Below are 24246 nucleotides of genomic sequence, written 5' to 3' on the forward strand. Positions count from 1 at the left end.
GGCGGGGGTGCTCCGTTCCGTCCCGGGGATGGGCGTGCCGGGGCCCGCGCGGAACGGGTCCCACGTCGATTCTTCTCCCGGTCTTCTTCCGTCGCGGCCCGGACGGATGCGGGAGGGCGGGGTCTATAGGCTGAACGCGTGGCCCGCGAAGAAGACCGAGACGTTCCCGCCGCCCCTCCGGGCGCCGTCGGTGACCTGCACAGTTTCGCCGTCGCGCTGCGGCGGACGCAGGGCGAGATCAACCGGCTCGTGCACGGCTTCGCGCAGGCGCAGGGGCTGCACCCCACGGACGTGCAGGCGCTCGCCGTCGTCCTGGACAGCCCCGAGCCGCTGACGCCGGGGCGGCTGCGCGAACACCTCGGGCTCACCTCCGGCGCGGTGACGGCCTGCCTGGATCGGCTGGAGCGGGCCGGGCACATCCGCAGGTCCCGGGAGAGCGCCGACCGCCGCCTGGTGCACGTGCACTACGAGGACGGGGCGCGGGCGGCGGCCCGGCGGTACTTCCTGCCGCTCGCGGAGGCGACGGCCCGGGCGCGGGACCGGTTCGACGACGACGAACTCGCGGTGGCCCTGCGCTTCCTGAACGTCCTGAACAACGAACTGGGCGCCCTGCGCGTGCCGCGTCGCTGAGGCGGATGCGCCACTGAGGCGGACGCGTCGCGCGAGACGACCGGGCGCCCCGGCGAACGAGCACCCGACGCGAACGGACATCCCGTACGAGCGAATACGCGGGCACTCCGAACGAGCGAGTACTCCGAACGGGTGCATCCGCCCGCCCCGCCCCGCCCGAAGCCCCCACGAGAGCACTCGTACGCGGTGTTCCCTGGCATCCGATCGTCCTTTCCGGGTACCCGGGGGTCCGGCCCTTCCCGGCGTGATACACACTTCTCTCAACCATTGAGATACTTAACGGTCAAGTCATAGTTCGGAGACCCGATGCCCAGCGCCCCGCGCCGGACCCGCTTCCTCGTCCCCCTGGTCCTCCTCCTCGTCTGGCTCGCCGTCGGCGGCGGGCTCGGCCCCTTCGCCGGCCGGCTCGGCGAGGTCGCCACCAACGACCAGGCGGCCTTCCTGCCCCGCAGCGCCGAGTCCACCAAGGTCATCGAGGCGCAGAAGGCCTTCCGGACCTCGGAGTCCGTGCCCGCGATCGTGGTGTGGACGGCGAAGGACGGCGGAGCCCTCTCCCCCGGTACGGCCGCCGACGCCACCCGGGCCCTCGCCTCCCTCTCCGGCCGCCCGGGGATCGCCGGGCCCCCCTCCCCCGCCCTGGCCTCCGAGGACGGGGAGGCGCTGCGGGCCGTCGTCCCGCTCCGGCCCGACCTCGGCGACGCCCTGCCGGACACGCTCGCATCGGTGCGGAAGGCGGCGGCCGCAGTGCCCGGGACGACCGTGTGGCTCGCGGGCCCCGCCGCCACCCAGGCCGACCTCTCCGGCGCCTTCTCCGGCATCGACGGCCTGCTGCTCGGCGTCGCCCTGATCGCGGTGCTGCTGATCCTGCTCGTCGTCTACCGCAGCGTCCTGCTGCCCCTGATGATCATCGTGGGCGCGGTGTTCGCCCTCGGTCTGGCCTGCGCGGTCGTGTACGTGCTCGCCGACGCCGACCTGGTCAGGGTGGACGGCCAGGTGCAGGGCATCCTGTCCATCCTGGTGATCGGCGCCGCGACCGACTACGCGCTGCTGCTCGCCGCCCGCTACCGGGAGGAGCTCACCGCCCCCGGCGCCGACCGCTTCGCCGCCATGCGCAAGGCCCTGCGCCGCTCCTTCGAGCCGATCGTCGCCAGCGCCGCCACGGTCGCCCTCGCGCTGATCGCGCTGCTCGCCAGCGACCTGTCCAACAACCGGGCGCTCGGTCCGGTCGGCGCCATCGGCATCGTCTGCGCCGTGCTCAGCGCGCTCACCTTCCTCCCGGCGGCCCTGGTCCTCACGGGCCGCGCCGCGTACTGGCCGGCCCGTCCGAAGACGCTCCCCGAGGGCGCGGACGGCACGGCCGCGAAGGGCGGTCAGGCCGTCTGGCACCGCATCGCCGACGTGGTCGACCGCGCGCCCCGCAAGGTGTGGGCGATCACCCTCGCCGGCCTCCTGGCCTGCGCCGCCTTCGCGCCCGCGCTGAACTCCCGGGGCGTCCCCTTCGACGAGATCTTCGTGAACGACGCGCCGTCCGTCGCCGCGCAGGAGACCCTCGGCCGCCACTTCCCCGGCGGCGCGGGCAACCCCGCCGTGATCATCGCCGACGCCGGGGCCGCGACCCGCGTGGCCGCCGCGGCCGGGGACGTCGAGGGCGTCGACTCGGCGTTCCCGGTGGACGCGACGGGCCGCCCGGCCCCCGGGAAGCCGCTCGTGGTCGACGGCCGGGTCCGGATCGACGCCACCCTCGCCGACGCCGCCGACAGCGACGCGGCGCGCGAGACGCTCGCCCGGCTCCGTACCGCCGTGCACGCGGTCCCCGGGGCGGACGCCCTGGTCGGCGGCTCGACGGCGCAGCAGTACGACACCCAGCGGACCGCCGCCCGGGACCGCGCGCTCATCGTGCCGGTGGTCCTGGCGATCATCCTGGTGATCCTGGTGGCGCTGCTGCGCTCGCTCGTGCTGCCGCTGCTGCTCGTCGCCACGGTGGCGCTCAACTTCGCCGCCACCCTGGGCGTCTCGGCGCTCGTCTTCGAGCACGTCTTCGGCTTCACCGGCACGGACTCCTCGGTGCCGCTGTACGGCTTCGTCTTCCTGGTGGCGCTCGGGGTCGACTACAACATCTTCCTGATGTCCCGGGTCCGCGAGGAGTCGCTGCGCCACGGGGTGCGCGAGGGCGTCCGCATCGGTCTGACCGCGACCGGCGGCGTGATCACCTCGGCGGGCGTGGTGCTCGCGGCGACCTTCGCCGCGCTCGGCGTGATCCCGCTGGCGTTCCTCGTGCAGATCGCGTTCATCGTGGCCTTCGGCGTCCTGCTCGACACCCTGGTGGTCCGCTCGCTCCTCGTCCCGGCGCTCGTCCGGGACCTCGGCCCGAAGGCGTGGTGGCCGGGCGCGCTGAGCCGCCTCCCGAAGGAGGGGGTGAGCGCTCCGGACCACGCGTAGACCGGACCAATCCCCCGGGGCGCCCGCTCCGAAGACCCCCAGGAGGGGCGCACCCGAGGACACCCAGGAGGGCACAGGCGGATGAGAGAGCACGCACGCGTCGGAGGCGTTCCGGCCCCGGACCGGAGCGACGGGCTGCCGGAGCTGATGGTCCGGGTGGCCCGCGGGGACCAGGACGCCTTCGCCGGCGTCTTCGACCGGGTCTCCGGTCCCGTCCTGGGCGTGGTCCGCTCGGTGCTGCGCGACCCCGCGCAGTCCGAGGAGGTGACGCAGGAGGTGATGGTCGACCTCTGGCGCTCCGCCGCCCGCTACCGGCCGGACCGGGGCTCCGTCCTGAACTGGGCGCTGACCCTCGCCCACCGCCGGGCCGTGGACCGGGTGCGCTCCGAGCAGGCCGCCTCGGACCGCGCCCGGCGGGTCGCGCTGCTGGACCACAGTCCCGCGTACGACGAGGTGACCGAGGAGGTGGAGAACCGGCTGGACCGCGAGCGGGTACGGCGCTGTCTGCGCGGTCTCACCGAACGCCAGCGCCAGTCCGTCACCCTCGCCTACTACCGCGGTCTGACCTATCGTGAGGTCGCGGAGCTGCTCTCGCTCCCGCTGGGGACCGTGAAGACCCGGATGCGCGACGGGCTCATCCGGCTCCGCGACTGCCTGGGGGTGACGGCGTGACCACCGACGAACTGCACACGCTGACCGGCGCCTATGTCCTCGACGCCCTGGAGACGGACGAGGAGCGGGAGGCCGTCGAGCGACACCTCACCCAGTGCGCCCCGTGCGCGCACGAGGTCCGCGAGCTGTCCGAGACGACCGTGCGCCTGGGCCTCGCCGCCGCCGCGCCGGTCGACCCGGCCCTGCGCGCCGAGGTGCTCCGCCGGATCACGGACGTGCGCCAACTGCCGCCCGCCACCCGGCCCGTGGGCCGCTCGGGAGGGGGCCCGCGGGGTCTGCGGCGGCTGCCCCGCTGGGCGCTGGCCGCCTCACTGGCCGGTCTGGTGGCGCTCGGCGGGATCGCCGGATGGCAGTACGGGCGCGCGGAGGAGGCCGATCGCCGCGCGGCCGTCGCGGAGGAGCGGGCGGAGGCCGTGGCGGCCGTCCTCGCCGCGCCGGACGCCCGGGTCTCCACGGCCCGGCTCGCGGACGGCGCGGTGGGCACCCTGGTCCACTCGCCGTCCCTGGACCGGGCGGTGTTCGCGGCGGCGGGGATGCCCGCGCCGCCGCCCGGGAAGGTCTACCAGCTCTGGTACGACGACTCCGGGACGATGCGGCCGGCCGGTCTGATGACGCCGGACGCGGCGACCTCGACGGTCCTCCTGGAGGGGCCGGCGAACCGCTCGGCCGGCATCGGCATCACCGTGGAGCCGGAGGGCGGTTCGCCCCGCCCGACCTCGGACCCGGTGGCGACGATGGCGATGCCGGCGGCCTGAGGAGGCGGGGCGGTCGCCGCCCCGCCTCACGGCGTCCCGGGCGTTCCGGTCGGCGCCGGCGGGGTGGGGCAGGCGACCGAGCCCGGCTTCACGGACAGTTTCAGCCTGGGCGTGGTGAGGAGGCCCGGGAGCTGGAAGTCCTGGGCGGTGCCGACGATCCGGTCGAACTTGGCGTAGCGCGCCTGGATGCCGAAGCGGTGCTGCGGGCTGTTCAGCGGGTTGTCGACGTACGCCCCGGAGGCGTCCTTGACGGTCTTCACGTCGGCGCCGTTGGTGTTGAGGTCAACGATGCCGTCCATGTCGAGGACGCCGGTGGCGTTCTTCAGGTCGAGGACGGTGTTCTTGGTCCTGATCTCCCAGGAGCCGGGGTTGTCGTCGCCGAGGACCAGCATCAGGGTGTACGTGGCTCCGCCGATCTGCTGCTTCTGGCTCAGGCACAGGCCGTTGATCATGCCGTCCGCGAAGCCCATCCGGAGGACCCGCACGGTCCCGGCCGAGCCGTCGGGCCGTACGACGGCCTGGTCGACGACGGCGGCGCCGTACTGCGTCCCGTAGAGGCTGCTGGTGGTGAAGTCGACGGGCCGGTCCTGGATCTGGAGGCCGACCGCCAGCGCGCCGCTCGCCATGGCGGCCCCGAGGCCGCCGGCGGCGAGGAGCGCGGGCACGGCGACGGCGAGGGACCGGCGCCAGTGGGTGCGGCCCTCTTCCCGGGCGGGCCCCTCCTGGACGTGTCCTTCCGGGACGTGTCCTTCCGGGCTGTGGCTCTCGGGGCTCGTGACGGGGCTCATGGGGAGGTCACCGTGATGGTTCCGGGGAGGTGGACGGGGTTGTCGGTGGAGTTGAGGGCCGCGTGGTCGTCGACGGTCCGGATCGCGTAGATGTCCCCGGAGAAGTCCTCGGCCCCGGCGGTGAGCGGGATGATCGAGCCGAAGAAGTCGAGGAGGCCCTGCACTCCGCAGATCTTGACGAGGACGCGGAGACAGACGTTGGTGATGTTCCCCCACATCGTCGTCGTCTCGGGCTTCCCGGCGCTGTCGTAGCCGCCGAGCGAGCCCTCGTTCGGCACGTCGATGGTGACGGTGTGGCCGTTCGCCTTCTGCACCACGTTCATGTGCGAGCGGATCTTGAGCTTGGTGAAGGTGTACTTGTTGGTGGTCCGGGTCGTGCCGTCCGAGAGCCGGATGGTGACGTTCTTGTCGACGGTCAGCGAGACGGCGACCATGCTGTCGATGGTGACGCGCAGCGGGTCCGGGGAGGGCAGGAAGGGGACGCCGAGGGGCTGGACCGCGGCGGGCGCCCCCGAGGCGCTGCCCGGCTGCCCCGACCAGACGGCGGTGGCGACGGCGAGCACCAGGGCGGTGCTCACGGCGAGCGGCTTCCGCCGCGCCGCGCCCGCCCCGCGCGTCCCGGCCGTCACCCTTCCACCGCCCTGCGGCGCGGGCGTTTGGCTCCCCAGCCCACCAGCATGGAGCCGCCGAGGACGCCGAGGACCATGCCGAGCAGGAAGCCGCCCAGGTTGGAGACGACCAGGGAGACGACGGCGAGGACCGCGCCGATGAGCCCGAAGGTGTACCGCTGGGCGGGCAGCGCCATCGGGATGAGGCCGCACAGGATCATCCCGCCGCCGACCAGGTAGCCGGCGATCCCCCCGAAGCCCGTGCTCACGATCAGCTGGAGGGAGCTGAGGGAGAACTTGAGGACGGTCCAGCCCCCGGCGACCAGCCACACCCCGCCCCAGAAGGGGCGGGTGCGGCGGAAGGCCCCGAACCAGGCCCACGCGGCCTTCGCCCGGCTCAGCACGTCGTGGCCGTTCCGGGAACGACCTTGATCTTCAGGTCGGGCAGGACGAGCGCGCCCGCCATCTCGGCGTCGTACGCGGTGGCGTTGAGGCCGTGCAGCTTGATGGAGCTGCCGCCCTCGCCGCCCGCCGAGCCGAGTCCGAACCCGCCGGGCAGCGCGCCCGTGAGGGGCTTGCCGGCGACGGTGACCTGGTCGGCGGACTGGCCGAGGACGGCGTTCTGGAGGGTGGTGGGCCCGTACGCCTGGAGTTCGGTGGCCTGGATGTAGAGGTTCGAGGCGTCGATGTCGGTGGTGAAGGTCCCGGGCGGGGTGGCCGTCACCTTCTGGCCGCCGGTCAGGAGCAGCGAGTACGGGACGCCGGCGATCTTCTGGTGCACGATGCCGCACAGTCCGGCGAGTCCGGCGCTGGCGAAACCGACGCGCGCCATCGCGGTGTTGGTGGTCGTGGTGCCGTCCGGGCGGCCGACGGCCGGGGTGTTGACGATGGCGCCGAAGCCGCTGCCCTGGACGCCGTTGGAGGTCAGGGTGAAGGGCTCGCCGGTGACGCTGAAGTTGGCGGCGAGCGCCCCCTGGGCGAGGGCCGTGCCGAGGGCGCCGATGGCCAGGGCCGAGGGGACGAGGGCGAGCGCGCCGCGTCCCCAGCGGGTGCCCCGGCGGGTGTCGTCGGCGGCCTCGGCCAGCATCCGGGTGTTCCAGTCGGCGGCGGCGCGGGCGCCGGCCGTGCGCATCCGGGTGAGGGACGTGCCGAGCCCGCGGGGGCCGGAGAAGAGGTGGTTCATGCGGATCCGCTCCCAATGGACACGGGGGGTACGGGGGTTTCGGCGGCCGTCCGGCGGCGGAGGAGGCCGCCGGCCCGCTTGGCGGGCTTCTCGGGGAGCCAGGCGAAGGCCATGGAGCCGCCGAGGACCGAGAGGACCATGCCGACGAAGAGGCCGCCGAGGTTCGACAGGGGGAAGGAGGCGACGCCCGCGATGACCGCGAGGACGCCGGCGGTGTGGCGCTGGCTCGGCAGCAGCAGGATGAGCAGAGCCATCGCCATGAGGACGACTCCGCCCGCCATGCCCGCGATCCCGCCGACGCCGACCTGGAGGATCTTGCCGAGGGGGGCCATCGGCAGGAAGAAGATGACGAAGCCGCCGATCCCGGTCCAGACGGCCGCCCAGAAGGGCCGGGTGCGGCGCCAGTGACGGAAGGCCGCACGGGCGCCGCGCGGTCGGCCGCCGGCCGGGAGCGGCCCGGACAGCGGTGACGCGGCCGCGGCGTTCCCGTCGGTCGGCGCGTTCCCGTCGGCCGGTGCGGTCCCGTCGGTCGGCGCGGTCCCGTCGGTCGGCCGGGGCGGCGCGGGCGGATCGGTCGGCGGATCGGTGCTCATGGAGGCCTCGCAGCGGTGGGTCGGGGAGGGACGGGGCGGGGGCGGGGGCCCGCGCTTCCGGAGGGCCCGGAAGGCCCGGGGCCCGGAAGGCCCGGGGCCCGGAAGGCCCGGGGGCCTGAGGACCCGGGAGCCCGGAGGGCCCGTGGGGCTCCGGAGGCGCGGGCCCCCGCCGGTGGCGGCGGTGCCGGGGCCGTACGGCTCAGCAGCCCTTGTCGCCGTGGGCGATGCCGATCGCCAGGTCGGGCAGGGTGATCGCGCCGGAGATCGTGGCGGCGTTGGCGTCGGCGTTGAGGTTCTTGATGTCCGTCCGGCCGCCGGTGGCGTCCAGGCCGAACTGGCCCGGGGTGCCGTCGGTGATGCCGGTGCTCTTGATCCCGGCGCTGTCGGCGGCCGCGCCGATGACGTTCGGGCTGCCGTCGGCGGCGTGCAGGGTGGCCGTCGACGCCTTGAGCGCCTGGGCGTCCAGGACCAGCTTGTTCGCCTGGAGCCCGGCACCGGCGACGAGCTGCTCGCTGGTGAGCGGGGTCGCGGCGGCCGGCGAGGAGATGTTGAGCGACCAGGTGCCGAGGCTGCCGATCACCGGGAGGTTGACCGACTGGACGGCGTGGACGCAGATGCCGTCGAGACCCGCCTTGGCGAGGCCGACCTCCGCGGCGCCCTTCGGCCCGCCCGCGTCGACGGTGTGCATGACCGCGCCGATGCCCTGCGGCGCGGCCACCGTCTTGGAGCTGAGGGTGAAGGGGACGCTTGTCAGCGAGAGGTTCGCGGCGAGGGCGCCCTGCACCATCGCCGTGGCCATGGCCCCGATCGCCAGGGTGGCCGGCAGGGCCAGGGCCGCCGATCTGCGCCAGCGGGTGACCCCTCTGATCTCTTCCTGCATGTGCTCTCCAACCGTCGTCCCGCACGTGCCGCGCGGGTGGGGATGTGAACACAGCCGTGCGTCCTCGGCCGGATGGTCGGAGACGGGTGACACTTTGCGGCTGCATGTTCGAGAATTGGACACTCTCTTATGGAGTGTCAACACTTCGGACAATCCTGGGGAGAATTCCTCTGGACTAGGCTTGGCCGATGCCACGGTTCAGGGAGACGGTCCGGACACTGCTGCGCGAGCGTCTGCTCGACGCGGCGTACGAGGCGGTCGCGGACCGCGGCTTCGACAAGCTGCGCATGGCGCACCTGGCCGGCGCGGTCGGCGTCAGCCGGCAGACGCTGTACTCGGAGTTCCCCTCCAAGGAGGCGGTCGGCGAGGCACTCTTCCAGCGCGAGCTGGAGCGCTGCCTCGTCGGCATCCAGGCGGGCCTGGACGCGCACCGGGACGACCTGCGCGCGGCCGTCGAGGCCGCCGTCGGCTTCACGCTCACGCTGGCCGGACGGAACCCGCTGATCAGGGCCATGCTGACCAGCACCGGCGAGGACGGGCTCCTCCCCTACCTCACGACCCGCTCCGCGGCGGCGTTCGCGACGGCCACGGCGATGGCCGACGCGTACGTCACGGAGGCCTGGCCCACCGTCGATCCGGTGGCGCGCGAGCTGGCCGTGGACGCGGCGGTCCGGCTGACCGCGAGCCACATCGTGCAGGCCACCGCCTCCCCCGAGGTGTCGGCCCGCCGCATCGCGGACACGGTGGTCAGGGTCGCCCTGAGCACGGGCCGCGAGGAGCTCCCGTCGGGCCCGGCGGAGTAGCTCCTCAGGGGCTCGGCCCCCGGTACTCCTCCAGGACGGGCCGGTTGCCGATGTCCGGGGACGAGGAGACGGGGAAGGCGCGCACGCCGACCCTCCCCTCGACCCGGTCGATCTCGCCCCAGCCGTACGCCCGCGAGTCGTCCGACAGGTCGGGGTTGTCGCCCAGGTAGAAGAACGCCCCCTCGGGCACGGTCCGCAGTTCGGCTCGCGACGAGCGGGTGCCCTCCGGGGTGCAGCAGGCACCCGTACGGTGGGCCTGCGCGGCCCACTGGGGCGCCGCCACCCGGTACACGGGCCCCTTGCCACCCTCCTGGAGGAGGACCTGGAAGGGCTCGTCCGGCGTGGAGACGATCGCGACCCGGTCGCCGGGGAGCCCGATCACCCGCTTGACCAGGAGGGTGTCCTTCCCGGTGGCCCGCAGCAGCACCACGTCGAACCGGCGCGCCTCCCCGGCGGAGCCCGGGGCGGCGAGGACGCGGTCGCCCTGGTGGAGGGTGGGGGCCATGCTGGTGCCGTCGACCCGGATGCCGAGGGCGGTGACGGCCACCCCCGCGAGGAGGCAGAGCAGGACTCCGGTCCCGAGGACGGCGCCGGCCGCCCGGCGCGCGTTCACCGGCGCCGGGTGGGGTCCGGGCGCCGCACGCGTCCGGACCGGTCGATTTCGGTCATGGCGGGACGGTAGGCCGGGCGGCGGCCGTCGGCCGTGACCGTACCGCTCGGGGTTGTTGACCGCGCGGACCGTTCCGGGGGACGCGGCCCGCGTCCGGGGGCGCGGACCGTCCGGGAGTCACCCCCGGCCCCTCCCCTGGTACGCGCGGGGCGTCTCGCCCGTCCAGCGCCGGAACGCCCGGTGGAAGGCGCTGGGTTCGGAGAAGCCGAGCTGCCGGGAGAGCCGCTCGATGGAGACGCGGCCGCCGGCCAGTTCGGCGAGGGCGTGGTCGCGCCGCACCTGGTCGCGCAGGCGCTGGTACGTCGTCCCCTCGGCGGCGAGGCGGCGGCGCAGGGTCTGCGGGCTGACCGAGAGCCGGACGGCGAGCTGCTCGGGCGTCGGCACGGGACCGGCGGGCAGGGAGCGCCCGATCAGGTGCCGCACCCGGCCGGTGAGCGTGCTGCCGTAGTCGGCGGAGACGAGCACGTCGACGGGGGCGCGGCGCAGGAAGACCTTGAGCGCGGCGCCGTCGCGGAGGACGGGTTCGCCGAGGTCGGCCCGGTCGAAGACGGCGGCCGTCCGCTCCGCGCCGAAGACGCAGGGCGCGCCGAACAGGAGGTCGTACTCGCGGGCGTGCCGGGGCTCGGGGTGGACGAACTCGACCCGGCGCAGGCCGATCCTGCGCCGGATCAGCCAGCCGGCGAAGCGGTGGGCGACGAGGACGGTGGACTCGGCGCCGAAGTGGAGGGGGTCGTCGTACCCGGAGAGGTCGAACTCCAGCCGGGCCTCGTCGGCCGCCTCCTCGCCGGGGAGGTCCTCGTCCGGCGCGGGCTCCACGAGCCGGAAGCGCGGCCCGGCAGGGAAGAGGGAGTAGAAGGTCTGGGCCCGCCGCAGGGCTTCGCGCAGGTCCCGGCTGCCGTGGACCACGACGTGGGCCATCATCGCGAAGGTGCCGACCTTGCTGGGCGCGCCGCCGAAGCCGATCAGCTCGTCGTCCAGGGTGGCCCACAGCGTCCTGACGAGCCGGCCGAACTGCTCGGCGGGGACCCGGGCCTGGGGTTCCTCCAGGAGCGCGGAGGGCAGTCCGGCCCGGGCGAGGAGCGGCCCGGGGGCCACCCCGCGCCGTTCGGCGCCGAGCAGCGCGGCCCGCACGTGGTGGGAGCTGACCGACCGTGTCGACACGCGCGTCGCCTCCGTTCCGGCCGCGTCGCGCCCCGGGTTCCCCGAAGCTGGACACTTTCCTGGAAGGATGTCCAGGTTCGGACATTCTACTGAGAACTGTAAGGCTCGCCAGGTCCTCTTCCGGGCGCACGGGACACCCCCGGAGGTCGGGGCCCCGGGGCCGAGGCCCCGACCCGTACCCCCTTGCCCGCACACGCCCGGTCCCCCATGCTTCCGACACCCGCTCAGCGAACCGGAAGGGTACGGACGATGACCGCCGCACAGCGCCGTGGACGCCGGATCATGATGACCCCGGCCGAACTCGACTCCTACCTCGCGCGGCAGCGCACCTGCCGGGTCGCGACCGTGTCGGCCGACGGACGCCCGCACGCGAGCGCGCTCTGGTTCGCCTGGGACGGCACCTCGCTGTGGCTGTACTCCCTGACCCGCAGCCGCCGCTGGGCGGACCTGCGCGCCGATCCGAGGATCGCCGTGGTGGTGGACGACGGCGAGGAGTACGGCGAGCTGCGCGGCGCGGAGCTGTCGGGCACGGCCGTCCCCGTCGGGGAGGCGCCCCGCACCGGCGGGCCGTGCCCCGCGCTCGACGTGCCGGAAAGGCTCTTCGCCGCCAAGTACTTCGGTCTGGACGCGATGCCCCACGACGGCCGCCACGCCTGGCTCCGTCTGACCCCGGACGCGGTCGCCTCCTGGGACTTCCGCAAGATCCCCGGCCCCTGACCGGACCGGTCACCCCGGAAAGCGCCGCGCCTCAGCAGCCCAGCGGCTCGGCCACCGCCCGCAGGGCCCCGACGACCGCGCGGACGGAGGGACGGCGGCCCGCGTCGGCGCGCCAGGTGGCGTAGATGTGCCGCCGCATCTTCTGGCGTACGGGCACGAAGGCGACCCCCTCCGGCACCGGGCGGCCCAGGCGGGGGGTCACGCAGACGCCGAGACCGGCCGCGACGAGCGCGAGCTGGGTGTGGTGCTCACCCGCGAAGTGGCCGATGCGCGGCTCGATGCCCTGCGAGCGCAGGGTGAACATCAGCCAGTCGTGGCAGAACTCGCCCTCCGGCCAGGAGACCCACTCCTCGTCGGCGAAGTCGACCAGGTCCACCGCCTCGCGCCCGGCCAGCGGATGCCCGGCGGGCAGGGCCACGTCGGCGGTGTCGTCGAAGAGGTGGGCGCGCTCCAGGCCGCCGGGCACGGGCGCCCGCTTGTTGCTCCAGTCCAGGACGATCGCGAGGTCGGCGTCGCCGCGCAGCACCGCGCGGACCCCCGGCTCCGGCTCCAGCTCCGTCGTGCGGACCCGGAGTTCGGGGTGGCCGGCGCGCAGCGCGGCGAGCGCGCCGGGGAAGAGGCCCCGGGCCGCCGTGGGGAAGCCGGCGAGCCGCACCTCGCCCACGACCCGGCCCCGCTGGGCCTCGATGTCGGCCTGGGCCAGCTGCACCTGGGAGAGGATCCGGGCGGCGTGCTCGGCGAGCAGCATTCCGGCGTCGGTGAGGCGTACGCCCCGCCCGTTCCTGGCGAGCAGCCGCTGCCCGACCTCGCGCTCCAGCTTGGCCAGTTGCTGGGAGACGGCGGAGGTCGTGACGTGCAGGCCGTCGGCCGCGCCGCTGACGGAGCCGTGCCGGGCGACGGCGTCGAGGGTGCGGAGGCGCTCCAGGTTCAACATGTAAGCAATGCTAAGGGAAGAGGTCGAGGAAGTCTCACTTGTCCTAAGCGATCGTTCCGGCCACCCTGAGGAGCATGAGCCCCGCAGCCCCGCCCTCCGTTCCCCCCGTCCCCTCCGTTCCCGCCACCCCTTCCGCCCCCGCCTCCCGTCTGCTCGACTGGCGCGTCCGGTTCGGCGCGCTGGCCCTCATCTGGGGCTTCAGCTTCCTCTTCATCAAGGTCGGCACGGAGGGCTTCGCGCCCTTCCAGGTCACCTTCGGGCGGCTCCTGTTCGGTACGGCGGTGCTCGCCGTCGCCCTGGTCGTGAAGCGGGACCGGCTGCCGCGCGGCGCCCGCGTCTGGGGACATCTGACGGTCGCGGCCTTCCTCCTGAACGCGCTGCCGTTCTCGCTCTTCGCGTACGCGGAGCTGACGATCCCCTCGACCCTGGCGGGCATCTGCAACGCGACGACCCCGCTGTGGGGCATGGTGCTCTCCCTCGTCGCGCTCTCCGAGGACCGCCCGACCCGGGTCCGTGCGGCCGGTCTGGGCATCGGCTTCGTCGGCGTGCTGACGGTGCTCGGCGCCTGGCAGGGCTTCTCCGGCCTCGACGTGACCGGCACCGCGCTCGCCCTCCTCGCCTCCTTCAGCTACGCGGTCGGCTGGATCTACGTCCGCCGGACGCTGAGCGGCACCGGCGCCTCGAACCTCTCGCTCGCCGGTTCCCAGCTGGGCCTGGCGACGCTGCAACTGACCGTGGTCACCCCGGTGTTCACCTCGGTCCCGGAGTCCGTGGAGCTCCTGCCGCTGCTCGCCGTGCTCGCGCTCGGCGCGCTGGGCACGGGGTACGCGATGCTGCTCCAGTACGGCATCGTCGCGGAGGTCGGCCCGACGACGGCCTCCATGGTCACGTACTTCATCCCGGTCATCGCCACGGCGGCGGGCGTCACGCTCCTGGGCGAGGACCTCGGCTGGAACACCCCGGTCGGCGCCGTCGTGGTCCTGGCGGGCGCGGCCCTCACCCAGACCCGCACCTCCCGCCGCCGCACGCCTCCCGGCCCCGAAGAGACGGCGCCGCTCCAGACCCCTCCGGCTCCCCTCCCCGCCACTTCGGCCTCCCTCCCCACCCCTGCGGCTCCCCTCCCCGACGTCCGGGAGCCCGCCCCCGCCGCTCCCCGGCATCCCGCGACCCGCGTCTGAACTTCCGTACCCCCGGGGTGACGACCCGGGGGTACGGACCGCACCCTCACGCCTCCGTACGGCGGCGGGCCAGGTTCCGTTCCAGGAGGCGGGTCGAGGCGGCGACCCCGACGCCGCCGTCCGGGCCGGGGTCCGGCAGCCTGCCGTCGGCGCGCTTCAGCTCGGCGAGCGCCGAGTCGATCGCCTCGTGGGCGGCGAAGAGGCAGGGGGTGCTGTAGATCGCCACGTCCACGCCGAGCGCGGTGAGTTCGGCGAGCGAGAGGCGCGGGGACTTCCCGCCCGCGATCTGGTTGAAGAGCAGCGGCTTGTCGCCGGTCACCTCGCGGATCGCGCGGATCCCCGCCACGTCGCGCACGCCGTCCACGAGGACCACGTCGGCGTCGGTGGCGGCCAGGCACTTGGCCCGGTGGAGGATGTCCTCCTCCTCGGTGGCGTCCGTACGGGCCACCACGACCATGTCCCGGCGGGTCGCGAGGACCATCTCCAGCTTGGCGAGGTACTCGTCGAGCGGCAGCACCCGCTTGCCGTCCGCGTGACCGCACCGGCGGGGCCGTTTCTGGTCCTCCAGGATCACGCCCGAGGCGCCGATCCGCTCCAGGCCCTCCACCACGTGGCAGGCGACCTCGGGGTCGACGTAACCGTCGTCGATGTCCACGAGGAGGTGGTGCCGGGGGAACGCGCCGCGCAGCCGCTGCACGAACGCGACCATGTCGGGCCAGGCGATGAAGCCGATGTCCGGCAGCCCGTAGTGCGAGGCGGCGAAGCCGAATCCGGAGACGAACATCCCGTCGTAGTGCGCGGCCGACAGGGAGGCCGAGTACATGTCGTACACGCCGATCAGCGGGGTCGTCCCCGGCTCCGCGATCCGGTCGCGCAACCTGCTGCCATGGCTCATCGTCCTGCTCCTGAGGGTCCGGGAAACACGGGAGGCGCGAAGGGGCCGCCCGCCCCGGCGGAGCGGCGGGCCTTCGCCGGACCCGATGATTCCGCGACGCACCGGGCGAACGCGCGCCCCGCCGGGGGCGACTCACCCTCCAGGCCCAGCGCATTCACCGCAGAAACGTCACTGGAGCGGCACGCGGCGCTTCCCGGAGGGCCTCTATCCGTAGCTCCGCGCCGGCGCGGGCCCCGCCGCCCCGGCGACGGCGTCGGCCAGGGGCTCGACGTCCGCGACGGACAGGCCGGAGACGGTGAGCCGGACGGCCGGCCCGGTGTCCATCCGGAACCGCGCGCCCGGGGCCACCGCCCAGCCCGCCGCGAGGAGCCGCGCGACCGCGCCCGTCTCGTCGGCGACCGGCACCCACACGTTCATCCCGGAGCGTCCGTACGCCTCGACGCCGCGCCGGGCGAGGGCGCGGACCAGCCCGTCGCGCCGCTCGCCGTACGAGCGCGCGACGACGGCCGGGTCGACCGCCTCCGAGGCCCAGAGGTGCGCGACGGTCCGCTGGAGCAGCCGGCTGACCCAGCCGGGGCCGAGCCGCTGCCGTCCGAGGACCCGGTCGACGGTTTCGGCGTCCCCGGTGAAGGCGGCGATCCGCAGGTCGGGGCCGTAGGCCTTGGCGACCGAACGGACCAGGACCCAGCGGTCGGCGACCCCGGCCAGGGGGTGCAGCGGCTGCGCGACGATGCCGTGCCCGTGGTCGTCCTCCACGAGCAGGACGCCGGGATGCGCGGCGAGGACCCGCCGCAGCTCCCGGGCCCGCTCCTCGCCGACGCAGGCGCCGGTCGGGTTCTGCGCCCGGTCGGTGACGATCACCGCCCGTGCCCCGTCCCGCCGGAGCGCGCGCTCGACCTCCCCGGGGAGCGGCCCCTCGTCGTCGACGGCGACCGGCACCGGCCGCAGTCCGAGCGCGGGCACCAGGTCGAGGAGGCTGCCCCAGCCGGGGTCCTCGACGGCGACGGCGTCGCCCGGTCTGAGGTGGACCGCGAGGACCCGTTCGATGGCGTCGAGGGAGCCCGAGGCCGCGCCGACGGGCCCGTCCGGCACGCCGTCCGCGTCGAAGGCGGCGCGGGCGAGCCGCCCGAACTCCTCGTCGACCGGGGCCTCCCCGTACATGCCGGGCCGCTCGGCGTACCGCCGGGCGACCTCCGCGAGGGCGTCGCCGAGGGGCGGGAGGAGGGCGGGGTCGGGGCTGCCGTTGCTGACGTCCCGGACCCCGGCGGGCGCCTCGACGCGGATCGAGCCGCGCGCGGTCGTGGCGGGGCGCGGCCGCACCCGGCTGCCGCGCCGCCCGTCCGTCTCGATGACCCCGCGCTCGCGCAGGGTGCGGTAGGCGGCGGCGACGGTGTTGGGGTTCACCCCCAGAATGACCGCCAACTCCCTCATGGGGGGCAGGAGTTGGCCGGGTGCCAGCGCACCGGTGCCGACCCCCCGCTCGACGCTGGCGGCGATGTCCGATGCACGACGACCCTCGATCCGATACTCTCCTAGCACAAAGACCAGTATGCACTAGTGCAATGGAGTGCGCAATGAGCGACACCACCGAAGCCCCCTCGCCCGCCGGCCCCGTCCCCGTGTCGCCACCGGACGCCTACGCGCCGACCGCCCGGACCGTGCCCACGCGCTCCCGGGAACGCGCCTCGTACGACAGGGAGCTGGTCCACTCGATCCTCGACGAGGCCTACGTCTGCCACCTCGGCTTCGTCCGCGACGGCGTGCCCGTGGTGCTCCCCACCCTCTTCGGCCGGGTCGGCGAGCGCCTCTACGTCCACGGCTCCACCGGCTCGCGGCCGCTGCGCGCGACCGGCGACGGCACGAAGGCCCCCGGCCTGCCGGTCTGCCTGACCGTGACCCACGTCGACGGCCTGGTGCTCGCCCGCTCCGCCTTCCACCACTCGCTCAACTACCGCTCGGTCGTCGTCCACGGCACCGCCCACCGGGTCACCGACCCCGAGGAGCTGCGGACCGCCCTGGACGCCCTGGTGGACCACGTCGTCCCCGGTCGCTCCGCCGACGCGCGCCCCGCGAACGCCAAGGAGCTCGCCGCCACCGCCGTGATCCGCCTCGACCTCGACGAGGTCTCCGCGAAGGTCCGCACCGGCGGCCCCAACGACGACCCCGAGGACCTGGCCCTCCCCCACTGGTCCGGCGTGGTCCCCGTGCGCGGCGGCTACGGCACCCCGGTCCCGGCGGACGACCTCGACCCGTCCGTCGCCCTGCCCGGCTACCTCGCCGCGCTCTGACGGCGGGCGAAGGGACGCACGAACGATGCTGATCCACCCCTGGGACGCGGCCCGCGACGAGGACGAGTGGCGCGCGTGGCTCTCCCGGCACGACTTCGGCCAGCTCGCCGTCAACGGCCCGCCGGGCGAACCGCCGTGGGTGCAGCCGACGCACTTCCTGTACGAGCCGGAGCCCGGTCCCCAGGGCCGCGTCCTGACCCATCTGGCCCGGCCCAACCCGCTCTGGCGGGCCCTGGAGGCGAGCCCGGCGGTGCTCCTGAGCGTGGTCGACGACTACGTGTTCGTACCGGGCCACTGGACGGCCGCCGAGGGCGCGCCGCCCGAGCACGGCACGCCGACCTCGTACTACGCCGCCGTCCAGCTGCGCTGCACCGCGCGCGTGGTCGACGACCCGGCGGAGAAGGCCGCGCTCCTCAACCGCCAGGTCGCCCACTTCCAGCCGGAGGGCGGCACCGCGCCCGCCGCACCCGGCGAGGTGCCGTTCGGCCGCCTCCTGTCGGGCATCCGCGTCCTCGACCTCGAAGTGAACGACGTACGGGCCAAGTTCAAGTACGCGGGCAACAAGCCCCGAGAGGTCCGCGAGCGCGTCGCCCACCACCTCTCGGAACGCGCCGGGCCCGGCGACCGGGAGGCCCGGACCCACCAGCTGCGCCGCCTCGCGTCCGGCTGACGCCCCGGGGGCCGGGCGCTATACCGTCGCGGCCTCCCGCCTGCGCTCCACCGCCGTCCGCGTCTCCGCGAGGGCGAGGCCCGTGACGGCCGCGAGCAGCAGCAGCGTGCCGAGCACGATCGCGGCGGTGAGCCGCTCGCCGAGGAGCGAGACCGCGATCAGGGCGGCGCTCACCGGCTCCAGGAGCATGATCACGGAGACGGTGGCGGCCCGGACGACGGCCGCTCCGGCGAAGTACAGCGCGTACGCGAGCGCGGTCGGCACCGCCGCCACGTACACGAGGAGGAGCAGGACGCCCAGCGGCGCTCCGGTGTGCGGGACGAGCCCCTCCGCGAGCGCCAGGGGCAGCAGCCCGGCGGCCCCGATCGCGAAGGCCCAGGCGGTGGTCGCCAGGGCGTCCGCGCCGCCGCCGTCGCGGCCGAGCCGGCGGGTGAGCAGGGTGATCGCCGCGTATCCAGCCGCCGAGACGACCGCGAGGGCGACGCCGAGGGGGCGCACCTCGGCGGCGGTGCCGCCCAGGACGAGGACGACGAGCCCGGCGAGCGCCCCGACGACGGCGAGGGTCCCGCCCCGGCCCAGGCGCTCGCCCATGGTGAGGCGGGCGCCGAGCGCGATGAGGACGGGGCCCGCGCCGAGGGTGACGACGGTGCCGACGGCCAGGCCCGTGGCCTCGACGGCGGCGAAGTAGGCGCTCTGGAAGACGGTGAGACCGACGCCGGTGCCGAGGACGCGGACCGCCCTCCGGCGGCGCGGTTCCCGCACGGCGGGGACGGCCGCCCGGCGGGACCGCAGGGCGAGGGCGCCGAGCAGCAGGACCAGGCCGCCTGCGCAGCGCCAGAAGGAGAGGGCCAGGGGGCCCATGTCGCTGACGCGGAAGATCAGCGAGGCGGCGGCACCGGCCGTGCCCCAGGCGATCCCGGCGACGATCAGATAGAAGAGGCTCCGCCCGACGGACAGGGCGGATCCCGAGGAGTTCGACACGTGGCTTCTCCGTGGAAGACGGGAGGGAGGGGTGGTCGCTGGACTCCGCGCGCGGGCAGCGACGAACCGCCCGGTGGCGAGGGGTCGCGGCCCGGGTCCGGTCTTCGTCGGGAAGGGTCCCCCGCGCGCTAGGCGGCGGGAGGCGGAAGCACGGTCGAAGGCATGATCGGCACCCTACGGGGCGGTCCGTCCGGCGGACAACCCGGCGCCCCGACCGGCCTCGTCGGCCCCCGCCTCGTCGGACCCGGTCCCGCCCGCCTCGCCCGTTCCGCCGGCCACGGGCCCGGACGGCGGTGCCTTCGGCGTCGAGGACTGGGCGATGAAGGCGCCGACGAGGACCACCAGGCCGCCGGCGATCTGCGGCGCGCCCAGGTGCTCGCCGAGCAGGACCCAGGCCAGGACGGTCGCGATGACGGCCTCCAGGCAGGCCACGACGCCCGCCACCTGCGGGGAGAGCCGGCGCACCGAGACGACCCCGGTGGTGTAGGCGAAGACGGTGGCGATCAGCACGATCCAGCCGAGCAGCAGCCAGGCGGGCACGTCGGTGCCGTCCATGACGGCGCGGTCGCCGAGGACCGCCCAGTCCATGCCCCACGGCCGGGCCACGACGGTGAGGACCAGCGCGCCGATGAGCAGCCCGTACGCGATGACGCCGACCGGGTCGGCCGGCTCCGCCTCGTCGGCGCCCTGGTCGGAGAGGACGAAGTAGCCGACCTGGCAGCAGGCGGCGGCGAGCGCGAGGAGGAGCCCGAGGAGGTCGAAGCTCAGTCCGGACCAGACCTGGACGACGCACGCGAGCCCGCCGACGGCGAGGACGACGCCGAAGGCGGCGGCGCGGGTGACGGGCCGGCGCTGGACGAAGCGGACCCAGCCGAGGACGAGGGCCGGGGCGAGGTACTCGACGAGGAGGGCGACGCCGACCGGGATGCGGGAGATCGAGGCGAAGTAGAAGGCCTGGACGCCGGCGACGGCGAGCAGGCCGAAGCCCACGAGGAGGGCGGGTTTGCGGCGCAGGAGGTCCCGGTGGCGCCAGGCCACCGGGAGCATGACGAGCGCGGCGCCGGCGACCCGGAGCCAGACGACGTGGAGCGGGTCGAGTCCCGCCTCGATGAGCGGCTTGGCCGCCACTCCCGAACCACCGAATGCGAAGGCCGAGGCCAGGGCGAGTCCCAGGCCGGCGCTTCTCCCCTGAGACGCGTGCATGGGGTCATCATGACAGGGCGCCGTCAGGGGCGTAAGTCCCGTCACACCTGTTGAGACGGCCCCTCGTGGCGGGCGGGATCGCCCGCGCGGTCGAGGGCCTCGCACGGGGCGGCGGCGAGGTCGGCGCGGGCGGCCAGGGCGGCCGGGTCGACCCCGGCGCGGCGCAGCACCTCGACGGCCCGGCTCTCGGGGTCGGCGGCGACGGCGGCGAGCAGGTCGACGCCCCGGGCCTGCGGCTCGCCGCGCCCGGCGGCCCGGCGCAGGGCTCCCTCCAGGGCGGCGGTGGCGGCGGGCGACCAGCCGGGAGTCCGGGCGTTCCGGAGGTCGGTCCCGCGCGTCGCGGGCAGCAGGCGCCGGGCCGTCGAGTCCTCGACGGAGCGCTGCCAGCGCAGGCCGTAGCCGATGGACCGCTGGACGAGGTAGCCGAGGACGCGGGCGAGCCGGTCGCGGTCCTCGAACGCGGCGGCGGCCTCGGGGTCGGACTCGACGAGCGAGTGCAGCAGGTGCGCGGTGTCGATCTGGCGGTCCCCGTCCCGGAGGGCCCTGCGGCGCGCGCCCGAGACGGCCGCCGCGAGCGACGGCGTCAGGTAGGGGGTGAGCTCCGCGCGCGGGACCGCGGACGGCAGGAACGACGGGGGACGCGGGACGGGACTGTGCACCCTCCCACCTCATCAGGCCAAGACGGCCGGAACATCACCGGAGAGGAGCATGTCCGCGTCCCACCGGAGTCGGGTACGGGCGTCCGGTTCCTCCTCCTTGGGAAGGAGATCGCGCGCGACACGCCCCGGGAGGCGCGCGCCGCCTTGCCTCGCGCCCCTCCTGCAACCACGACCCCCTCCGCGCTCGTCCTTCCGCACGTGTTCTGGATGGTGGGCCTGCTCGCGCTCGACGGGCGGCAGTACGTGTACCGGGTGTACGCGCCCCGGGAGGCGCTGCCCGCCGATCTGTTCTGGGCGGCGTTCCACTGCCACGAGGAGGACGGGGCGCCGCGCGCCTCCGACAGCTTCGACGCGGCGGAGATCTGGTGGATCGGCGACGGGACGGGCCCGGCCGCGGCGGAGCTGACGGTCCACCGGTCCTGAGGGGCCGGGGAACGCGAGGAGGGGCCCGCGGCGGTCGCCGCGGGCCCCTCCTTCCGGTCCTTCCGGCCTCAGTGCTCGTCGGCCAGGATCAGGTACAGCTTCTTGCGGGCCTCGTTGATCACGGCGACCGCCTTCTCGCGCTGCTCGGGGCTGCCGGTCTTCCAGACCTGCCCGAACGCCTCCATCAGGCCGAAGCCGGCCTGCCGGATCTCGTTCACGGCGTCCCAGTCGACCCCGCGCCCGGCCTCCTCCCAGGGAGCCTCGGGCCCGTTCTCGGCCTCGGCGCGCCCGGAGTCGGTGAGCGTGAACAGCTTCTTGCCGCCCTCGCTCGCGCTGGTGATCAGCCCCTCGTCCTCCAGGAGCTGGAGGGTGGGGTAGACGGAGCCGGGACTGGGCTTCCAGGCCCCGTCGCTGCGCTCGCCGATCTCGCGGATCATCTCGTAGCCGTGCATCGGGCGGTCCTTCAGGAGCGCCAGGATCGAGGCCCGCACGTCACCGCGCCGCGCCCGTCCCCGGCCGCCACCGCGACCCCGGCCCCCGAAGGGGCCGCCACCGAACGGCCCGCCGCCGAACCCGGGCCCGAAGGGCCCGAACGCGGCACGCCGCCCCTCGAAGTCTCCCCGGCCTCCGGGGCCACGGCCTCCATGACCGGCCCCGTGTCCGTTTCCGTACTCGTGTCCATGTGAACGCATCGCAACGCTCCTTCCATCGGGATTTCTTCTACGAACCATCGCGATGGCTCAACGATATATCGGAACTGTTCGGTAAGCAAGAAACCCGAAAAGCGACGAACGGAAGGCGAACTCCAGTTCGATTCAAAGGCAAGAAGAAAGGGCACAAAGAAGGCACCCCCCGACCGGGGGGCGCCTTCGTGGACCTCAGTCCAGACAGAACTCGTTGCCCTCGACGTCCTGCATCGTGATGCAGGACTCGTTCTCCTCGTCGGCGAACAGCGTGTACAGATGGACCGCGCCGAGCTCGACCAGCCGCGCGCACTCCGCCTGGAGCGTGGTGAGGCGCTCCTCGCCCACGAGGCCGGTGCCGGCCCGGACGTCGAGGTGGACCCGGTTCTTGACGATCTTGCCCTCGGGGACGCGCTGGAAGAACAGCCGCGGGCCCTTGCCCGAGGGATCGACGCAGGCGAACCACTTGCCCTCCTGCCCCTCCGGCAGCGAGCGGTGGTAGTCGTCCCACGTGTCGAACCCCTGCGGCACCGGCGGCAGGACATAGCCCAGCACCTCGCACCAGAAACGGGCCACGCGCTCCGGGTCCGCGCAGTCGAAGGTGACCTGGAATTCCTTGATCGTTGCCATCGGCACACCCTAGAGGCAGGCGCCGTCCGCCAGGAACCGATATTTGACCTTGACACCGTGACAAGCCCTTCACTGGCGTCGAGGAGGTGGTCCCGATGACCACGGTGAACGAGGAGACAGCGCGGGCCCTGCGCGCGCTGGAGAACGACGACCCGTCGGTCCGGCTGCGGGCGGCCCTGGCGGTCGGCACGGCCCCGGGTCCGGAGGCCGTGGACGGGCTCATCGAACGGTGCGCGGTCGAACCCGACTTCTCCGTACGCGAGATGCTGACGTGGGCGCTCACCCGTCACCCGCCGGCGGCGACGGTCCCGAAGCTGCTCCCCGAGGTCCGCTCGGAGAGCGCGCGGGCCCGGAGCCAGGCGCTGCACACCCTGTCCAAGATCGGGGACCGGCGGGCGTGGCCGGTGATCACCCCGGCGCTGCTGTCCGACGCCGACGACGAGGTGGCCCGGAGCGCCTGGCGGGCGGCGGTCGTCCTCGTGCCCGAGGGCGGGGAACACGAGCTGGCCGTAGCGTTGGCCACGCAGCTCGGACGCGGCGGACGCGAGACGCGGCTGAGCCTCAGCCGGGCGCTGATCGCGCTCGGGGAGCCGATGCTGCCGGTCCTCGCCGCCGCGGCGACGGACCCCGGCCCCCACGTGCGCGCGCACGCGATCGCCACGGAGCGGTTGTGGCACGACCCGGACGCCGGGTTCGGGTTCGCGGTCGAGGAGGCGAAGCGCGTCGTGGCCCTCGGCGGGGCCGGACAGGAGGGGTGACGGGCGTGTTGATCGGTGACGTGGCCCGGCGGTCCGGGGTCAGCGCCCGTATGCTCCGGCACTACGAGTCGCTCGGCCTGGTCCGCCCGACCGGCCGCACCGGCTCGGGCTACCGGGAGTACTCCGACGAGGACATCCGGCGGATCTTCCACGTCGAGAGCCTGCGGTCGCTGGGCCTGTCGCTGCGCGAGGTCGGGCGCGCCCTCGACGATCCCGGCTTCGCGCCCGCCGAGCTCGTCGAGGACCTCGCCCGCCGGACGCGGGACCGCATCGCGGCGGAGACGGAGCTGCTCACGCGCCTGCGCCGGATCGGCGCGGCGGAACCCGCCGGCTGGGAGGACGTCCTCCAGACCGTCGCGCTGCTCCGGGCGCTGGGGTCGAAGAGCGCGGACACCCGCCAGCGCGCGGCCCTGGCCACCTCCGGGGAGGCCCCCCTGCCGGTGGAAGCGCTGGTCGAGGCCGTACTGAACGAGTCGGACCCGAACGTCGCCGGGGCCCTTCGCTGGGCCCTCGTCCGCGCGGGCGAGGACGGTCCGGCACTCCTCGCGGAGGGCCTCGGCTCCCCCGCGGCCGAGGTGCGGAAACGCGCCGTCCTGTCCCTCGCCGAGCTCCCGGGCGACGAGGCGACCGCTCTCCTGCGGGACGCCCTCGCCCACCCCGACGTGACGGTCCGCCGGTACGCGGCCCTGGCGCTCGGGACCCGGGGCGTGGCCGACGCGATCCCGACGCTCGTCGCCATGGCCGTGGGCGAGACGGAGAGGGCGAAGGGGGCCGAGGAGACGAACGACGTCGACGCGGCCGACGCGCTGAGCGCGCTGGCGAGCGACCCCGCGCTCGCGGACCGCATCGCCACCGGTCTCGTGGACCACCTCGCCCGCTCCGCCGCAGGACCGCCCGCACGCCGGCGGCTGGTCCAGACCCTCGCGGACATCCCGGGCGCCACGGCGTCCCGCGCCCTCGCGGCCCTGGCGCACGACGAGGACCGCACCGTCGCCCTCACCGCGACGTACGTCCTCGGGCTGCGCGACCGGCGCTGACGCGTCCC

Annotated in this window: 28 protein-coding genes; 12 read left to right on the plus strand and 16 right to left on the minus strand. The window is 74.7% G+C overall.

Features of this window, described 5'->3' with window-relative positions:
* Window positions 1-138 precede the first annotated feature (138 nt).
* The 4 genes from ACIQD7_RS11060 (at window position 139) to ACIQD7_RS11075 (ending at window position 4496) form a co-directional block, all read left to right on the plus strand.
* On the plus strand, window positions 139-630 hold the full coding sequence (locus ACIQD7_RS11060) for a MarR family winged helix-turn-helix transcriptional regulator (RefSeq protein WP_402441327.1): 492 nt from the start codon (window positions 139-141) through the stop codon (window positions 628-630).
* A 306-nt stretch (window positions 631-936) separates the two neighbouring features.
* A complete protein-coding gene (locus ACIQD7_RS11065; RefSeq protein ID WP_402441328.1) occupies window positions 937-3069 on the plus strand; it encodes an MMPL family transporter in 2133 nt (710 codons plus the stop codon).
* A gap of 81 nt (window positions 3070-3150) precedes the next feature.
* Window positions 3151-3741 carry a sigma-70 family RNA polymerase sigma factor gene (locus ACIQD7_RS11070; RefSeq protein ID WP_402441329.1) on the plus strand — a complete coding sequence of 197 codons (591 nt, stop codon included), beginning with the start codon at window positions 3151-3153 and terminating at the stop codon, window positions 3739-3741.
* Window positions 3738-4496 (plus strand): anti-sigma factor domain-containing protein, encoded by a 759-nt coding sequence (locus ACIQD7_RS11075; protein WP_402441330.1) that lies wholly within the window; start codon window positions 3738-3740, stop codon window positions 4494-4496. Before ACIQD7_RS11070 ends, ACIQD7_RS11075 begins: the two co-directional genes overlap by 4 nt.
* A 26-nt stretch (window positions 4497-4522) precedes the next feature.
* Here ACIQD7_RS11075 and ACIQD7_RS11080 read toward each other — a convergent pair whose 3' ends face one another.
* From ACIQD7_RS11080 to ACIQD7_RS11105, 6 genes are all read right to left on the minus strand, one after another.
* Complete coding sequence (locus tag ACIQD7_RS11080; RefSeq protein WP_402441331.1) at window positions 4523-5284, minus strand: DUF6230 family protein; 762 nt, start codon at window positions 5282-5284, stop codon at window positions 4523-4525.
* Window positions 5281-5862, minus strand: a complete 582-nt coding sequence (locus ACIQD7_RS11085) for a hypothetical protein (RefSeq protein WP_402441332.1) — start codon at window positions 5860-5862, stop codon at window positions 5281-5283. Before ACIQD7_RS11085 ends, ACIQD7_RS11080 begins: the two co-directional genes overlap by 4 nt.
* A 47-nt stretch (window positions 5863-5909) precedes the next feature.
* Window positions 5910-6296 carry a DUF6114 domain-containing protein gene (locus tag ACIQD7_RS11090; protein ID WP_121833967.1) on the minus strand — a complete coding sequence of 129 codons (387 nt, stop codon included), beginning with the start codon at window positions 6294-6296 and terminating at the stop codon, window positions 5910-5912.
* Window positions 6290-7075 carry a DUF6230 family protein gene (locus tag ACIQD7_RS11095; protein WP_402441333.1) on the minus strand — a complete coding sequence of 262 codons (786 nt, stop codon included), beginning with the start codon at window positions 7073-7075 and terminating at the stop codon, window positions 6290-6292. The genes ACIQD7_RS11090 and ACIQD7_RS11095 overlap by 7 nt, the downstream gene beginning before the upstream one ends.
* Complete coding sequence (locus ACIQD7_RS11100) at window positions 7072-7668, minus strand: DUF6114 domain-containing protein (RefSeq protein ID WP_402441334.1); 597 nt, start codon at window positions 7666-7668, stop codon at window positions 7072-7074. The genes ACIQD7_RS11095 and ACIQD7_RS11100 overlap by 4 nt, the downstream gene beginning before the upstream one ends.
* 199 nt (window positions 7669-7867) lie before the next feature.
* Window positions 7868-8548, minus strand: coding sequence for a cholesterol esterase (locus tag ACIQD7_RS11105; RefSeq protein WP_402441335.1), 681 nt, complete (start codon window positions 8546-8548; stop codon window positions 7868-7870).
* 188 nt (window positions 8549-8736) lie between these two features.
* Here ACIQD7_RS11105 and ACIQD7_RS11110 point away from each other — a divergent pair, with 188 nt between their 5' ends.
* Window positions 8737-9351, plus strand: coding sequence for a TetR/AcrR family transcriptional regulator (locus ACIQD7_RS11110; RefSeq protein WP_402441336.1), 615 nt, complete (start codon window positions 8737-8739; stop codon window positions 9349-9351).
* Between the two features lie 4 nt (window positions 9352-9355).
* Here ACIQD7_RS11110 and lepB read toward each other — a convergent pair whose 3' ends face one another.
* Together lepB and ACIQD7_RS11120 are read right to left on the minus strand one after the other, a co-directional pair.
* Window positions 9356-9964, minus strand: coding sequence for a signal peptidase I (lepB, locus tag ACIQD7_RS11115; protein WP_402441337.1), 609 nt, complete (start codon window positions 9962-9964; stop codon window positions 9356-9358).
* 174 nt (window positions 9965-10138) lie between these two features.
* Entirely contained in the window at window positions 10139-11182 is a 1044-nt protein-coding gene (locus ACIQD7_RS11120; RefSeq protein ID WP_402441338.1) for an AraC family transcriptional regulator, read from the minus strand.
* Window positions 11183-11431: 249 nt separating this feature from the next.
* On the opposite strand from ACIQD7_RS11120, the gene ACIQD7_RS11125 reads away from it, so the two are divergent.
* Complete coding sequence (locus ACIQD7_RS11125) at window positions 11432-11899, plus strand: pyridoxamine 5'-phosphate oxidase family protein (RefSeq protein ID WP_121833185.1); 468 nt, start codon at window positions 11432-11434, stop codon at window positions 11897-11899.
* Between the two features lie 31 nt (window positions 11900-11930).
* Here ACIQD7_RS11125 and ACIQD7_RS11130 read toward each other — a convergent pair whose 3' ends face one another.
* Window positions 11931-12833 carry a LysR family transcriptional regulator gene (locus ACIQD7_RS11130; RefSeq protein WP_121833186.1) on the minus strand — a complete coding sequence of 301 codons (903 nt, stop codon included), beginning with the start codon at window positions 12831-12833 and terminating at the stop codon, window positions 11931-11933.
* Window positions 12834-12907: 74 nt separating this feature from the next.
* Here ACIQD7_RS11130 and ACIQD7_RS11135 point away from each other — a divergent pair, with 74 nt between their 5' ends.
* Complete coding sequence (locus tag ACIQD7_RS11135; protein WP_402441339.1) at window positions 12908-14011, plus strand: DMT family transporter; 1104 nt, start codon at window positions 12908-12910, stop codon at window positions 14009-14011.
* 46 nt (window positions 14012-14057) lie between these two features.
* Here the strand turns inward: ACIQD7_RS11135 and ACIQD7_RS11140 are convergent, their stop codons facing one another.
* Both ACIQD7_RS11140 and ACIQD7_RS11145 read right to left on the minus strand, forming a co-directional pair.
* Window positions 14058-14906 carry an oxaloacetate decarboxylase gene (locus ACIQD7_RS11140; RefSeq protein ID WP_402441340.1) on the minus strand — a complete coding sequence of 283 codons (849 nt, stop codon included), beginning with the start codon at window positions 14904-14906 and terminating at the stop codon, window positions 14058-14060.
* Between the two features lie 204 nt (window positions 14907-15110).
* Window positions 15111-16445 carry an aminotransferase class I/II-fold pyridoxal phosphate-dependent enzyme gene (locus tag ACIQD7_RS11145; RefSeq protein ID WP_402441341.1) on the minus strand — a complete coding sequence of 445 codons (1335 nt, stop codon included), beginning with the start codon at window positions 16443-16445 and terminating at the stop codon, window positions 15111-15113.
* Between the two features lie 35 nt (window positions 16446-16480).
* On the opposite strand from ACIQD7_RS11145, the gene ACIQD7_RS11150 reads away from it, so the two are divergent.
* Both ACIQD7_RS11150 and ACIQD7_RS11155 read left to right on the plus strand, forming a co-directional pair.
* Window positions 16481-17194 carry a pyridoxamine 5'-phosphate oxidase family protein gene (locus ACIQD7_RS11150; protein WP_402441342.1) on the plus strand — a complete coding sequence of 238 codons (714 nt, stop codon included), beginning with the start codon at window positions 16481-16483 and terminating at the stop codon, window positions 17192-17194.
* A 25-nt stretch (window positions 17195-17219) separates the two neighbouring features.
* Window positions 17220-17864, plus strand: a complete 645-nt coding sequence (locus tag ACIQD7_RS11155) for an FMN-binding negative transcriptional regulator (protein ID WP_402441343.1) — start codon at window positions 17220-17222, stop codon at window positions 17862-17864.
* Between the two features lie 18 nt (window positions 17865-17882).
* Here the strand turns inward: ACIQD7_RS11155 and ACIQD7_RS11160 are convergent, their stop codons facing one another.
* The 3 genes from ACIQD7_RS11160 to ACIQD7_RS11170 form a co-directional block, all read right to left on the minus strand.
* Complete coding sequence (locus tag ACIQD7_RS11160) at window positions 17883-18845, minus strand: DMT family transporter (RefSeq protein WP_402441344.1); 963 nt, start codon at window positions 18843-18845, stop codon at window positions 17883-17885.
* Window positions 18846-19019: 174 nt separating this feature from the next.
* On the minus strand, window positions 19020-20048 hold the full coding sequence (locus tag ACIQD7_RS11165) for an EamA family transporter (RefSeq protein ID WP_402441345.1): 1029 nt from the start codon (window positions 20046-20048) through the stop codon (window positions 19020-19022).
* A 41-nt stretch (window positions 20049-20089) separates the two neighbouring features.
* On the minus strand, window positions 20090-20707 hold the full coding sequence (locus tag ACIQD7_RS11170) for a Clp protease N-terminal domain-containing protein (RefSeq protein ID WP_402441346.1): 618 nt from the start codon (window positions 20705-20707) through the stop codon (window positions 20090-20092).
* A gap of 198 nt (window positions 20708-20905) precedes the next feature.
* Here ACIQD7_RS11170 and ACIQD7_RS11175 point away from each other — a divergent pair, with 198 nt between their 5' ends.
* A complete protein-coding gene (locus ACIQD7_RS11175; RefSeq protein WP_383411787.1) occupies window positions 20906-21130 on the plus strand; it encodes a hypothetical protein in 225 nt (74 codons plus the stop codon).
* Between the two features lie 68 nt (window positions 21131-21198).
* On the opposite strand, the gene ACIQD7_RS11180 is transcribed toward ACIQD7_RS11175, so the two are convergent.
* Complete coding sequence (locus tag ACIQD7_RS11180) at window positions 21199-21822, minus strand: PadR family transcriptional regulator (protein ID WP_161371250.1); 624 nt, start codon at window positions 21820-21822, stop codon at window positions 21199-21201.
* 186 nt (window positions 21823-22008) lie between these two features.
* A complete protein-coding gene (locus ACIQD7_RS11185; RefSeq protein WP_402441347.1) occupies window positions 22009-22443 on the minus strand; it encodes a VOC family protein in 435 nt (144 codons plus the stop codon).
* A 95-nt stretch (window positions 22444-22538) separates the two neighbouring features.
* On the opposite strand from ACIQD7_RS11185, the gene ACIQD7_RS11190 reads away from it, so the two are divergent.
* Entirely contained in the window at window positions 22539-23201 is a 663-nt protein-coding gene (locus ACIQD7_RS11190) for a HEAT repeat domain-containing protein (protein WP_402441348.1), read from the plus strand.
* 5 nt (window positions 23202-23206) lie between these two features.
* Window positions 23207-24238, plus strand: coding sequence for a MerR family transcriptional regulator (locus tag ACIQD7_RS11195; RefSeq protein WP_402441349.1), 1032 nt, complete (start codon window positions 23207-23209; stop codon window positions 24236-24238).
* The last annotated feature ends 8 nt before the right edge of the window (window positions 24239-24246 follow it).

The sequence above is a fragment of the Streptomyces sp. NPDC093071 genome (assembly GCF_044754545.1).
In the GTDB taxonomy this organism is placed as follows: domain Bacteria; phylum Actinomycetota; class Actinomycetes; order Streptomycetales; family Streptomycetaceae; genus Streptomyces.